Origin of the sequence: Candidatus Kuenenia stuttgartiensis (genome assembly GCF_900232105.1) — a bacterium.
GTDB classification, from domain to species: domain Bacteria; phylum Planctomycetota; class Brocadiia; order Brocadiales; family Brocadiaceae; genus Kuenenia; species Kuenenia stuttgartiensis_A.
Window position 1 is genome coordinate 4322189 of the sequence record NZ_LT934425.1, and the last position, 12718, is coordinate 4334906.

Annotated in this window: 12 protein-coding genes and 2 pseudogenes; 2 read left to right on the forward strand and 12 right to left on the reverse strand. The window is 40.8% G+C overall.

The window, feature by feature from the left end:
• Positions 1–434: 434 nt before the first annotated feature.
• Positions 435–1967 (forward strand): annotated as a pseudogene (locus KSMBR1_RS20090) (ISNCY family transposase).
• On the opposite strand, the gene KSMBR1_RS20095 reads toward KSMBR1_RS20090, so the two are convergent.
• The 7 genes and pseudogenes from KSMBR1_RS20095 to KSMBR1_RS20120 all read right to left on the reverse strand — a co-directional run bounded on the left by KSMBR1_RS20095 (position 1929) and on the right by KSMBR1_RS20120 (position 5960).
• The gene (locus KSMBR1_RS20095; protein ID WP_157820770.1) at positions 1929–2168 is read right to left on the reverse strand and encodes a helix-turn-helix domain-containing protein; all 240 of its coding nucleotides are present in this window, start codon (positions 2166–2168) and stop codon (positions 1929–1931) included. The pseudogene KSMBR1_RS20090 and the gene KSMBR1_RS20095 overlap by 39 nt on opposite strands.
• Positions 2169–2186: 18 nt before the next feature.
• Positions 2187–2300 (reverse strand): annotated as a pseudogene (locus tag KSMBR1_RS23840) (hypothetical protein); the annotation flags it as partial.
• Positions 2301–2909: 609 nt separating this feature from the next.
• Complete coding sequence (locus tag KSMBR1_RS20100; protein ID WP_099326860.1) at positions 2910–3110, reverse strand: type II toxin-antitoxin system HicB family antitoxin; 201 nt, start codon at positions 3108–3110, stop codon at positions 2910–2912.
• Positions 3111–3125: 15 nt separating this feature from the next.
• Positions 3126–3437, reverse strand: coding sequence for a type II toxin-antitoxin system HicA family toxin (locus KSMBR1_RS20105; RefSeq protein WP_197705286.1), 312 nt, complete (start codon positions 3435–3437; stop codon positions 3126–3128).
• A 579-nt stretch (positions 3438–4016) separates the two neighbouring features.
• Positions 4017–5120 carry an IS4-like element ISCku3 family transposase gene (locus tag KSMBR1_RS20110; RefSeq protein ID WP_099323887.1) on the reverse strand — a complete coding sequence of 368 codons (1104 nt, stop codon included), beginning with the start codon at positions 5118–5120 and terminating at the stop codon, positions 4017–4019.
• Between the two features lie 323 nt (positions 5121–5443).
• Entirely contained in the window at positions 5444–5770 is a 327-nt protein-coding gene (locus tag KSMBR1_RS20115; protein WP_157820771.1) for a type II toxin-antitoxin system PemK/MazF family toxin, read from the reverse strand.
• Positions 5757–5960 (reverse strand): hypothetical protein, encoded by a 204-nt coding sequence (locus KSMBR1_RS20120; protein ID WP_099326653.1) that lies wholly within the window; start codon positions 5958–5960, stop codon positions 5757–5759. The genes KSMBR1_RS20115 and KSMBR1_RS20120 overlap by 14 nt, the downstream gene beginning before the upstream one ends.
• Before the next feature lie 322 nt (positions 5961–6282).
• Between KSMBR1_RS20120 and KSMBR1_RS20125 the strand changes: the two genes are divergently transcribed.
• Complete coding sequence (locus tag KSMBR1_RS20125; protein WP_099326862.1) at positions 6283–6606, forward strand: helix-turn-helix domain-containing protein; 324 nt, start codon at positions 6283–6285, stop codon at positions 6604–6606.
• A 311-nt stretch (positions 6607–6917) separates the two neighbouring features.
• Here KSMBR1_RS20125 and KSMBR1_RS20130 read toward each other — a convergent pair whose 3' ends face one another.
• The 5 genes from KSMBR1_RS20130 to KSMBR1_RS20150 all read right to left on the reverse strand — a co-directional run bounded on the left by KSMBR1_RS20130 (position 6918) and on the right by KSMBR1_RS20150 (position 12652).
• Positions 6918–7787, reverse strand: a complete 870-nt coding sequence (locus KSMBR1_RS20130; protein WP_157820772.1) for an IS91 family transposase — start codon at positions 7785–7787, stop codon at positions 6918–6920.
• Positions 7788–7827: 40 nt separating this feature from the next.
• Complete coding sequence (locus KSMBR1_RS20135) at positions 7828–8766, reverse strand: ISAzo13 family transposase (protein ID WP_099325441.1); 939 nt, start codon at positions 8764–8766, stop codon at positions 7828–7830.
• On the reverse strand, positions 8760–9521 hold the full coding sequence (locus KSMBR1_RS20140; protein WP_157820773.1) for a hypothetical protein: 762 nt from the start codon (positions 9519–9521) through the stop codon (positions 8760–8762). Before KSMBR1_RS20140 ends, KSMBR1_RS20135 begins: the two co-directional genes overlap by 7 nt.
• A gap of 313 nt (positions 9522–9834) precedes the next feature.
• A complete protein-coding gene (locus tag KSMBR1_RS20145) occupies positions 9835–12027 on the reverse strand; it encodes an IS4 family transposase (RefSeq protein ID WP_099326865.1) in 2193 nt (730 codons plus the stop codon).
• A gap of 154 nt (positions 12028–12181) precedes the next feature.
• Complete coding sequence (locus KSMBR1_RS20150; protein ID WP_157820774.1) at positions 12182–12652, reverse strand: transposase zinc-binding domain-containing protein; 471 nt, start codon at positions 12650–12652, stop codon at positions 12182–12184.
• Positions 12653–12718: the final 66 nt, after the last annotated feature.

Here is a 12718-nt window from a genome sequence, read left to right on the forward strand (position 1 = left end):
CATTATAGGCTGCGAACAAAGACGCTCAGAAATTTTGCGGCAAGACCTTTTCTTGCACTTCAAATGCTTCGCTTGTAATGTAGAGAACAAAAAAAAGCCTTTATTTTTTACTCTCTCTTTTTCATTACTACAGGGATACTCCCACTCCATTTTGCTTGTTTTGCTCATTTTTGCCGATTTACATGAGAACCCTATCGTTTTTTACTTTCTTCTCCACTTATTGACGGGAGCTTTTGGCACAAATTCTTGATCCGTGTCTTTCGTAGGGTGACTTTGACGTTGCCGTATCTGCATGAAGGGTTGAAAGTATAGTGAGTAGATGTTAAACTTAGGGCGTAGAATAAGGGAAGCGAGGGTACCAAGGGGTGAAAAGAGACAAACATTCGCCCAAAACATCAGAAAAACAGAGTCATCAAAAGGAGAACTGCCACGCCATGAGAAAAAGATTCGAGCCGCAAAGGAGACTTGGAAGCACACCAATATCAGAGGTAGAAATTCCCGAAAAGAGCAGGGATGAGTTAGCGCCGATTTTGAGGGCATTACAATACATATTTGTTACAGAGGAATTACGAGAGGAAGTATTCAGGGTATTGGAAGCAAAGGTAAAGGGTGGGAAGAAAGAGACAGGGCGTAATGGTATGGAGTTATGGCAGATAATGGTAATAGGAGTGGTGAGATTGGGATTAGATGCGGATTATGACAGGTTGGAAGATATGGTGAATCACCATAGTCTGATTCGTCAGATAATGGGAGTAGATACCGTATTTGGGAGGGGTAAGAAGTATTCGCTGCAAAGCATCAAGGATAACGTAAGATTGCTCGATGAGGAGACGTTGGGGAAGATTAATGATGTGGTGGTAAAGGCAGGCCAGAGGCTGGCAAAGAACGGACGGGAGGAGAAGCTCCGCATAAAGACGGATACGTATGTGGTGGAGACAAACGTACATTTTCCTACGGACATGAATTTGCTGTGGGATGCGGGTAGGAAGTGCCTTGATGGGATAGAGGCATTTATAGAGGGAGGGGTATTGAACGGGAAAGGATGGAGAAAGGTAAAGAATTGGAGGAAAGAGCTAAAGAGTCTGATGAGGAGTAGTTCGAAAGCGGCAAGTGGTGGTGGAAACAAGAAAGAGGAGGCGGTTAAGAAGCAAGTAAAAGAGTATCTTGGATTAGCAAAGAGATTAAGTGAGAAGATAGGTGCGAGCATAATAGCGGTGTACGAAAAAATATTAACAACGGGTGCGGAAGAAATGCAGAAAGAGGCATTGGAGTCGATGGAATATTTTTATCAGATGCTGGAGAAGCACAGAGATTTGGTAGAGAGGAGAATTATCAAGGAAGAGCAAATACCGGTAGGGGAAAAGGTATATTCACTGTTTGAACCACACACAGAATGGTTGAGTAAAGGGAAGGCGAATAAGAGGGTGGAATTAGGCCACAATCTGGTGATAGCAAGTGACCAATGGGGGTTTATCGGATATCACCAAGTAGTGGAAAAAGAAGCAGATGTGGCGTTAATTCTGCCGTTAGCAGACAAGCTATTAAATTTGTTTGGTGAAGAAGAGATAGAAAGTATAAGTGCAGACAAGGGTTTTTACAAGAAGGAATACAAGGAACTGATAAGTCTTTATATACCGAAAGTGATCATACCGAAGAAAGGAAAAAGGGGGAGGGTAAGAAGGACAAAGGCACGGAATCTTCTGGAACGATTGAGGAAGTATGAGGGAGATGTGCTGAGGTTTATGGACAATAAAAATGTCCCATTTACGAACAATTTGGCAGAAAACGATATCAGGATGACGAAGGTTCAGCAGAAGATATCTGGCTGTTTTCGTTCTTTGGAATGAGCGAAAATTTTCTGCCGCATCCGGAGTTATCTCTCGACCTGTCGAAAGCAAGGGGTAAATTTGAGCCGGGCATTACAGATGCTATTCCGTGGCGAATTGCCTGATTTTGCTAGCTCGTAGCGACAGTGGGTGAAAATACGCTGAATAGATACGTTTCTTCATGTATTCTTTGTCTAATGTCTTCACCGTATCCCAGTCCAGCTTGAACTCCTTCGCCACATCCTTTACGGTCATAGTACGGCACTTCCGTCCTACAGAATAGGCAAATCGCTTAGTGTAAAAGGGATTGTCCGCAAGCCATTCCAGTTTTTCCCGCTTCACCTTTTTGCACTTCCGACATAATACTCGCCGCACCTCCACTTCCAGGTAAATCCGTGCATCTCCACAGGATAAATCCCGTACCAGACGCACCTTCTTGTCGTAATGACTCCAATGAATCTTTCCACAACACCCACATACCGTTTTTTTTGTGTCCGCTTAAGTCTAAATAACACGTGCCTTCGAGTCTCCAAATATCCCCTTAATTTCTGCTATCGGACTAAACCCGGGGAACCTGTATTCGTCCAGCAGTCGTCTCTTTTTTTCCATGCAAGTATCATACAGTTTTTTTTGCTCATAAAAAACTTCTTTTTCCCCTTATTTTATGCTATGTTGCAGTCAATTCATGACTCATTTTTACCCACTCACTTGCCTGAAGAGCCATATTAAGATGCGACCCCAAGTCTCCATTAGAGTTTTTACGTCTTTTTCCCTTTTCCGTCATTTCTGCTACGGCAACGTTTCATTAAAACATGGCAGAAATTACAAAAAAATCAGGAATGCATCCGTTGATGATATCAACCGTTCGTGGCGTTCAAAGAATGTTGGGTTTCGCTTTGCTTTCTCTTCGAGTCGTGCCTCATCCAACCTGGCTTAATATTTAAGATACGACCCCAAGTCTACCATTTTACCTGCCTGTGCGATGCATTTGACCCTAAATCACCTATTTTATGCAGATTGCCTCTTGATGTGATATGATAAAATGTGCCTTCAAATTCCAATCTCTGACTCTGTTTGCCTTTTTTACAAGGCATTTACAAGAGCTTCTTTTAATACCACCTTTATTTTAGGCTTTTTGATTTCCAGTATAAGCTCAATAACCTCTTTTATATTATGAATGGCCTCCTCTATTGTTTTTCCCTGAGTAAAACAATTTGAGTGTTCCTTGCACTGTGCAATGTAAAACTTTTCCCCCTTGGCTATGGTAACGGTAAATGTTTGCATTGGTATACCTCTTTTTTAGTTAATATGTCTTTTAAATTCTTCCCATTCAATTTGTATTTCTTTGGCGATAGCCCTTGCCGTATCGCGGTCAATTTCTTTGTGTCTGCCTACAGGGATATTTATTTCCCCATTTGTAAAAATAGTATGATTGCCGCCTTCCCGCAAAAATGTAAAACCATATTCCCTTAAAACTTTTATAATCTTTGACCGTTTATAACTCATAAAAAACAATCGCTGTCCCAATTTAACCTGATACATTTTCTTTTTTCTAATGCCATGCGCTTCAAACCAATGCACCTCAGCAAGACGTATAGTATCATCGGTCAAATGAACATGAACAATCCCTGTCAGGGGTTAACACAACGGCAACATTTCATTAAAACATGGCAGAAATTACAAAAAACCAGAAATGCATCCCTTTACATCAACCGTTCGTGGTATTCAAAGAATGTTGGGTTTCGCTTTGCTTTCTCTTCGAGTCGTACCTCAATCCAACTTGGCTTAATATTTAGGATGCGACCCCAAGTCCTCCCTGATTTCTGGCAATGCACATGATAGATTCATTGCTTTCGTTTGCAAAAAAGTAAATCCTCCTACCATTTATGTACAAGATTGTGTGCATTGATTTTCTTCTCCTAATCCGAAGAAAGCAGGGGAAAATATAGGGACACTTCCAATATTTATCCACCAGATTAAGCAAGAAATATGGGAAGTGTCCCCATAAGCGCTAACTTGTTTTAGGTATGCTCGAAGTATTTTGATATCTGTGTTTTTCGGATTCTTGTATTTTCTGCTAAAGAACAAGCAATGTCATTCCAGCACTTAAGAACTTCCTGTAATGATAACGCTGGTTCTATAGCCCGTTTTACTTGATTAGGCATAAAAGCAAATTCACGCCATTTGCTTTTAGTCTTCTTGCTTGACAATGAAGTATCCCCAGGGGGAAAAAGACGTAGCAAAATCTATTAGTTTTTCTGTCAAAAGAGCAACGAATAGTTTGCCATAAAGCCAAGCTTTTGAGCTATCATCATCGTATTTAGGTAAGTGTCCAAATTGTGCTATTTGTTTAAATCTTTTAAAGACCAGTTCAATTTGCCATCGAACTCGATACCATTCTAAGATATCAAAAGCGGTAAATTGATTTTCAGGAAACGTTGTGAATACTATTACGTACTTGGCATAAATAAGGGTCTCCGGTTTTAGTTCAATGCCCTTTTTGCTTGCATGTCTTTTAAGTTTTTTATGAGCTATTTTAATGGCTTCTTCTGTTTTGCGTATTATACAAAGACGACCTTTGACATATTCAGTATTATCAACGTTTGGAATAAAAACGTTCCATGATTTTATAGCAAGGGGTCTTTTTAAATATTGGATTTCTTTCAATAAAGGAAAGGGTTTCTTTTCTTCGCCGAATATCCGTAGAGATTGCGAATTAACTCTAACGCTAAGATAAGCGCCTTTCCTTGTTGCATGATGAATTCCTTGGCCAGTACAGTAACCTCTGTCAGCTATAATATAATCATCTTTTTTCATCGGAAACTGCCGAAAAGATTCTCCTGTGCCTTCTCCTTCAGTTCCCGTAAGTTTAAAGAAATCGCAAGATAATGAAGGAACCTCAATACTATAATGAATGCGCCAAAGACTTCCTGTTTTCCCAGGTTCCTTTACTGTTGTTGCATCAAATAAGCGAAGATGAAAATTATTCCGTTTATTAATTTGGAGGCCACGCTCACGGAATAAAGATAAACATAATTTATATAGCCATTCTTTGCTCTTTTTTAATCGCTTTAATAAGGCAACATCGGATAAATCTGCTAAGTTAGCACGCTTGGCTCGAACTACTGTTTCACGCAATGAATAGCCACATCCTAAATGAATTAATAATGTTCGAAGAAGCTTTTCTTCAGATTTATCCTTGCGCAAGCCTTTTAAAGCATTTGTATCAACGGCTAAACTTTTCCAATCGTTTGGGAAGAAAGTTCTTAGAAGATCCCAATCTTCTCTCATCATGGCTTTATCCTCCTATAGAGTGATTAGCGGGATAATTAATATAAAAATACCATGATGAATAAAATTTGTCAATAAAACAAGTTAGCGCTTATGGGAAGTGTCCCCTAATTCCCCTTCGGCTAATTAAATGACACAGCTAAGATGTTATTTATCAATGATTTTCGTTCTTATCTGTAACAAATAGCTTTATCAATATAATCATTGTTTTAATCTCCACTTCACACACCGTGGTAATATTTCGCTCAATGCGCTTTTCTGCCTTCTGTAGTAAAAACGCATATCTTCCATAACCTCCGTCTCTTTGTCAAGCTTGGTATAATTGCTCAAAATTTGAACATATTTTTAATGATAGATTTTACGGCATTTAGTTCTGCTTCTGCCAATGTTCCCAATGGTTTGATCACGTATTTTTTTTCGATTGTTGCCTGCTTACTAATTCTTATAAAGGATTCCACAAGAAGACCGCAACTTTTCCATTCAACGATTTTATAATCAGTCCCAGTGGTATATTCCTGTGTTGTTATTCTTGCTATGAGAATATCTTGATCCCCCGAATCGTATAAAATAAGGGCAGGCCTTTTAGAAATGTCCTGCAAGTCAGTATGGGGAAATCTCACAAGAATAATTTCGCCAAAGTTATAGGTTGTCATATATGGCATCCTTTTCCGAGTAACCTTTCAGGAACTGTGACATCGCAAAGTTATTCCACGCTGTTTCCTCATCATCAAGCAAAAGCATGATTCTTACCTTTGAATCAGGTTTCAGTTTATCCTTAAGACCTTTTGGAATAGACAAATGCCCATCAGGCAAAACCTCTGCATAATATTCATAAGCTTTCATGTTTTACACTCCTTAAATTTGATGATTAAAATAACATTTTCCCGCTCCGCAAATTGGCAATTATTCGCTCAATGCGTTTTTCTGCTCTTTGTCGTAAAAGACTAATGCAATCCAATACCTCGTTTTTTAAATGGTTAAGATGTGTGCATGTCAAGAATTGCTCGTGTAGTCGCACGAGGCTGTCAAAGTTTTTCATAAGCACATAATATACAAAGATAAGTATCGTGTCCCCCGGAATTCTAATTATAGTCAAAAGCATTTATTTTTAGAAAAACCTGTTTTTTTCTTGCATTTGAATTGTTTCTAGAGTATTAAATTCTGCATGAATCCATTTCTCAGTGAAAAAACCCGAATAGAATTTAAAAAAGCACATAAGAAAGAGCCTCATAGACGTCATGCCGACCGAATCAAAGCTATACTTCTTCTTGATTCAGGATGGAGTTATGAAGAAGTAGCAGAGGCGCTCTTGTTAGACGATCAAACAATCAGGAATTACGAAAAACTATACAAAGATAAAGGTTTTGACGGGCTTTTATCTGACAATTATGTTGGCTGTGTGCCAAAACTCACCTGCGAACAAGAAGAACAATTAAAAGATTATATCAGGAAAAACAACTATAGCGCGGCAAAAGAAATTGTTGAATAAGTGCCTTAATTGTATACTGAAGATTTTCTTGCCTTTCGTGAACCATCTTTCACCCCCCTGCGTATAAATTAACCACAATCTCTTCTTCCTATGTTATATACCAATATTTACCATCTCCCGAGACCTCTACCTCTTCAAGGGTGAACTTATCGCCTACGGCGGACTTTTAATCTTTTCTTATATACTCCATGGTATAATTATTACAACCAGGACATCCAACTTTCGGCATATAATTCTCATAATATTCATTGTTAAATTTCGCCATTCCAATTCCAGCATCCACTATTGCTTCATTCACCAACAGTTCTTTGTTACATACTGAACAGCGGTATTTGTACTCTTCGGGGAGTGGGCCGAATGGTTCCTCCATCCCCTTCTGGTTTGATAACCTTCTCTTCTTTCGGCTCATACTTACCTCGCATTATCTCTTCTATTTCATTATAGATTATTCCGTATTTCGGATGCCATATCACATTAAGTTCCATCTCTCTTCCGCAATGCTCACAAACAAACGGGTCTTGACCCGTACTTGCACGATATCTCTCCTGATAACTTTTTCGCCCGATTATCTTTACCGCGCCTACTACCTCTCTACCTATCCGTTTCAATGCTTCCCGAACTATTACTTTGATCTGCTCATATATCTTCGCCGCCTGCACTCCATAATATCGTATCCTTTTAAAACCCTTCGGCAATACATGCTGGATCATTCTACCTATAAACCGGTACACACTTACACGCTCCTTTTTCACTCTCTGCATCTCGTGAGACCTATAATGATACGTAACCCTTCTTCCATCATACTCATCTATGCGTCTCAATGATATGGGCGGACTTACTACATATTTCGCTACATATCTCGCTAAACTCTCATATCTCTCTGGTACCTCTCCTTTTTGGACATTCGCTACAAATCCTTCGGGATAACACCTGTAACACGCATCCACTATCTTCTCGATTTCTTCCGTATCCAGCTCTTTTCTCATCATCTCCAATAAATACCATTGCCACTTCTTATGCAGCATCTTATACGGTAAATAACTTAAATGCTCCCACCTCTGCCTTTCCTCATCAAGTCCGCCGCTACTTGCTATTATATGCAGATGGGGATTATACTGACCACTTCTACCGTGGGTCTGCAACACTACTATATACCCTCCCTTGAGTGGCCTTTTGCTCACTTTAGGCACTGTCCAAAAATAATTTGGTATTTTTATTAATTTAGTTAAGTGAAATTGTATAATTCCAATCTGGCAAGACACTGTGTTTGTTTATGTTTATTTCTTTCATTTGGTCATCAGTGATTTTGATTCCTTTTTGGTATTCTTTCTCGTTAAGAATGGTTTGTACGAGAAGACCCGCTGTTGTTGTAGTGCCAGCAATTAAACTTAGCATAACATCATAAGACCTCAAAGGATTCCCCTCCCAATTTTTACTGATAAAACTAAACAGACGATGTTCTACCGGATTCCATTTTGATGCTCCTGAGGGATAGTGGCAAATCCTGATGGAGAGTCCGTAAACTTTACAAATATTTTGATAAAGCGCATATTTCCACAACCGGGGACGAAATCCGTTGCTCCCTCCTGCGTCACAAAGAATAAGGAGTTCTTTTGCGCATGGATACCTCTTCCAACCAAATTCATCCAGCCAAATCTTAATTGACTCGACTGCAAATTCCGGTGTGTCATAGGACGTACCAACAATAACTGTCCCTAAATTAGTCAGCAATTCATAGATACCAAACGGACATCCAACACCAATTGCCTGAGAACGAAAATCATGGGCCAAAACTTCATTTACTATTTTTGTCCACGCCTTGCCCTCATTTCTGAAATTACCTATCAATTCCTTTTTCTTACTGTCAACACTGATTATTGGCTGACCAGAATCTTCAAAATACTTTTTTGTCTCATTAATAATTTCAAACTGTCTATTACGGTCCGGATGACGTGTCTCTGCTATCGTTTTGCGATTTACTCTCAGAGAATAATCCATGTCCTTAAGAAGCTTACTAACTGTTGTTGCACATACGCTTACACCTCTATCACCGCATTCTTTTTTTAGAGTACGTGTGCTTCTTCTCGTCCATATTTTTCCTTTACCCATTGGGTCTCCTGCAGTATCGCCCTCCATCAATTCTTCAAGAAGTTTTACCACATCAGTTTTTTTTTAATCGAAGAACGACCTGAACCAACCTTACGTATCCGTCCCGGTGTAATGTTCTTACTCGAAAGTTCCCGACGCCCCTTGGCAATTGTTTTTACATTTATGCCGGTTAGCTGTGAAAGTCTTAAATCGCCGCCATGTCCCAGTTTCATTGATTCTAAACCAAGATAAAGCCGTTTCTGCCTTTCATCAAGTATGGAAAGAAATGTCTGCAGGCAATCCGTAACCACTTCACTCCCAAAGCCGGGAATTAATACCTTTTCTTCCTTACAAGCACACAACATGATTGACTGTTTACGTCTGGCGAGTTGATCCGTACCTAACACCTTGGAGATATACAAATATTCTCCGGCAATCTGCTCGCGCAAGACCCTTCCAGATACCACTAATTGAGTCAGTGCATTAAAGACTCGCACATGTACCAGCGTTTGAAGCTCCGAGGCAAAATAACCTTCCTGGGATTTATTAATGATGGCCTCGAGAGTATCTACAAGACTTCCTTGTTGAGAAAAATATATTTGATTGAAACTCCAAATGCCATATTTATTATAGCTTGCAAGTTCATCCAGTGTATGATATTTGCCCGCATGGGAATAACTCGCACGATGTCCGAGCGATTTTAGCTTCCTGAAAACCGTTGCTTTTGAAGTCGTTCCCAAAGCTTCTCTGATACTGTCCAGAGTTAAAACGACATCCCTGCTGAATAGTCCCAAGAGCTTGCGATGAGAATACTTAGCTAAACGCATAATGACACCATTAGGATTAATACGCCGGATAAAATACCACTTAATCCTAATGTTATCATTATGGCTGGAGGGTGTCAATGCCTATATTTACTAGTTGTAACGGCTATTACCGTGACATACACAAAGACACTGCAACGATACTATTGGTACTATACAATACCATGTTATTTGTAGTCGCTCCCTTACTATAGTCGAATAAATCTGTTTTTCGAAAAACATTCTGGGTAGGGGCGAAGCATTTGCCTGCATATAAGCTAATCTTTACCCACAAATTTCAAGAGCACCGTAGTTGTACGGCCAATTGAGCTGAAGGCTAAGTGGTGTAAAGTTCGTAAGCAACTTCAATATCAGCCAAACGTGACATGCCTCGCCAAAGTACTTCACTTCCGGGATGGCCATCACCACGGCGACCCAGATGACCGCCAAGTTTACCTAAAAGCCGCACGGCATCATTGAGGCTTGGAGGTAAATCAGGAGGCTCCTTGACCTTGTTCGCAAAAGTTGTCAATGCTTTCCATTCAGAATCGCTGAAGTAGACAGTACAAGGGACATCAGGTGTTTCTTGTCCTAAAGTAGTCAGGTAATGGATACGCCAAGCTATAATCATATCAATGGCCAAAGCGTTGCATAGACGACGAGCACTCTCCAACTGCCGGGCCTCGACACGACAACCGCTCTTGATAATACGATGATAACACTCAATACCCCATCGGCGAGCATACCATTCCAAACGTTCGTAAGCATCTTTTTCTTGCTTAACCGCAACTGTGGTTAACAGCATCCATTCTAACCCATCAATTCCGATAGGCGGATTGACTTCCTGCGCCAGCACCGCCCACACCCTGACCGCAGGCATATTCTTTTTTAGCATAGGTGGGCGTAGCGTAACAGGCATCGCCGGTTGCTGTTCCAGTTTAGTCCACAAAAACTCGCATGATTCTTTATCATCAACAACCTTTCTATTGCGCGAACGTTCTGCACGGATCAGCAACTGAGCGCCATCAGGCGTATTATACTGCTCAGCGAATACCTCGTGAATATCGGCCTCACGATCTGCCACAACCACCAGCAAAGATTTGTTTCGACAGCGTTTCTGTACTTGCGATACTGCATGGTAACTCTCCACCCATTTCCAGCTTTCCTTCTCTTCGATAGGCTTCTTGTGTCGTTCATGTTTGCTGCCTATTCCGTCCCGCGCCCAGCATTGCACATTCAGAAGTCCCAAGGGTGTACCACTTTCAGTAAACGCCATCGTATCATGCACCATCAGTCCACGAACTTTTTCACTCTTAGTACCTATCGGCCCTAACCCCTGCGTATTCGGATGTGTGCTATAATTCAGAGTCGTAGTATCTTGCGCTACCAAAACCAAACTATTCTCCTTCACACGCTCTTCCGTGGCCTCATAATGAGCTTGCAATATCGCCTTCCAATCTACATTCTCATTGTCAAGGAATCGGTATGCAGCCTTAGTCGCACTGACTGAACCGCACGCCTGCGGAATGTTTGCCAAAGGTTTGTCATAAAACATACCTGTCATTTCTAAAAGTCTTGAGGTCAATCGTGCATCGCCCAATTTTGTTCCTCCAAGTTCCGCTTCTATCCAATCCCGAGGCTCTTTTTGTGCCACTCTTTGGCGAACATGTACTTTGCCATCGGCACAACAACACAACACCGCCTGCCATTTCTTTTGCAACGGCATAACATAAACGTCTTTGACCGTTGCACCTGTTCCTTTTCGTCCTCGACCTTCCGTGCCTCCTACATACTTCCAGTTAGCTGCCCGATAACAGCTTCCGGAAAACCGTCCTCGTTCCACATAGGTTTCTAAAAGTACAGGACGATATTTATACACTCTTTCCCAATCATCTACCAAACGTGTTTGGCATTTTGCCAATACATGCGATGCCAAACATTTTACTCTTACCGTAGGCGCTATTAAATACCGACTGTTATTGATAACAAACGTATGATTCCGCTTACGTGCTTCCTCCGTCCATCCTATCCACTCGTCGCGACTTTCCACCCGTCTGGCACAGGCACTATAACTTAGCCCTCCTATCCATCCGTAATATTCACTGCGTACAAGATACCGAAGTTGCGCCCCGCATAGGGGCCCACTTCCAAGATAATGATGCGCTTCTAACATGCTACGCCAAAGTTTCGAATGGAATCTCGTTGTAACCCGTATAATCTCTACGTCACCCAACTCCGCTAGCTCGCATGACACTTCCGCAATCGGAGGCGCCTCCGCAGGTTTATTGACTTTTTGAAATGCATAATGCTTGTTCACCTTTGGAAGATTGATCTCTTTACGACGATCCAATTCCAATAACGCCTTGCGACAACTCATCTCTTGCAAACGGCCCGCTTGATTCCTCCAGTCCATCCATTCGCATACCAGACGCGACAGTTTACGACGCGATAGACAGGGTTCCTTTTGGATAGTTTCTGATAAACGCTTTATTACATCATCTGAAAATATTCGACCTCCTACTCTAAGCATGTACACAGTGTAACATACGGTTAACACGGTGTCCAGCAAAAAATATGGGTCATCCCCAGCATATAAGAGAGAGACGTAAAATGCTGTACATACGCCAACCCCGCTATGTTGAAGGAGTTATACTGTACGCAGGCAAATGCTTCGCCCCCATTTTTCAAAAAGCCAAATTACCGCTAAGTTTATAAAACCAGATTTGTTTGACTATATAAAAATCATCCAGACATCTCTCCCCGCATGCCATGAATGCTCCTAACAATTTCTCTGAATTGTTATAAAATATTCTTCGCAACACCGACGGTACCGTTAATACTATATGCCGGTAGATTACTCCCTCATGTAACATCTTGCTTATTTGACTTATCCAATTATCTACATACACTTTACTACACCTTAAACAAAAACTGCTCTTACAACTCATCGGCACTACTCGTTTACCGCGTCCACAACTAAAACACAAATATTCCGTCAATCCCATCTTCTCTGGATCACCACAATTAAGCATCTTCTCCACTACTTCATCATAATAGGTGGTATCATACCTGGGAAACAACTTCTTAAAATTATCCCAATGATCAAAAAATATCTGCTTGAATATATTCCACCCTTGCCTCTGAATTATTTCCATAATCTGATTAGTATAACAACTGTCATATCTATCTACAATATAATATTTTACAACAATACATCCCCG

What these genes read in the sequence shown, in the direction of transcription:
- KSMBR1_RS20140 (WP_157820773.1), bottom strand. Translation starts at nt 9,521, where the DNA reads ATGCGTTTAGCTAAGTATTCTCATCGCAAGCTCTTGGGACTATTCAGC.
- KSMBR1_RS20110 (WP_099323887.1), bottom strand. Translation starts at nt 5,120, where the DNA reads ATGATGAGAGAAGATTGGGATCTTCTAAGAACTTTCTTCCCAAACGAT.
- KSMBR1_RS20120 (WP_099326653.1), bottom strand. Translation starts at nt 5,960, where the DNA reads ATGAAAGCTTATGAATATTATGCAGAGGTTTTGCCTGATGGGCATTTG.
- KSMBR1_RS20125 (WP_099326862.1), top strand. Translation starts at nt 6,283, where the DNA reads ATGAATCCATTTCTCAGTGAAAAAACCCGAATAGAATTTAAAAAAGCA.
- KSMBR1_RS20115 (WP_157820771.1), bottom strand. Translation starts at nt 5,770, where the DNA reads ATGACAACCTATAACTTTGGCGAAATTATTCTTGTGAGATTTCCCCAT.
- KSMBR1_RS20150 (WP_157820774.1), bottom strand. Translation starts at nt 12,652, where the DNA reads ATGGAAATAATTCAGAGGCAAGGGTGGAATATATTCAAGCAGATATTT.
- KSMBR1_RS20145 (WP_099326865.1), bottom strand. Translation starts at nt 12,027, where the DNA reads ATGCTTAGAGTAGGAGGTCGAATATTTTCAGATGATGTAATAAAGCGT.
- KSMBR1_RS20100 (WP_099326860.1), bottom strand. Translation starts at nt 3,110, where the DNA reads ATGCAAACATTTACCGTTACCATAGCCAAGGGGGAAAAGTTTTACATT.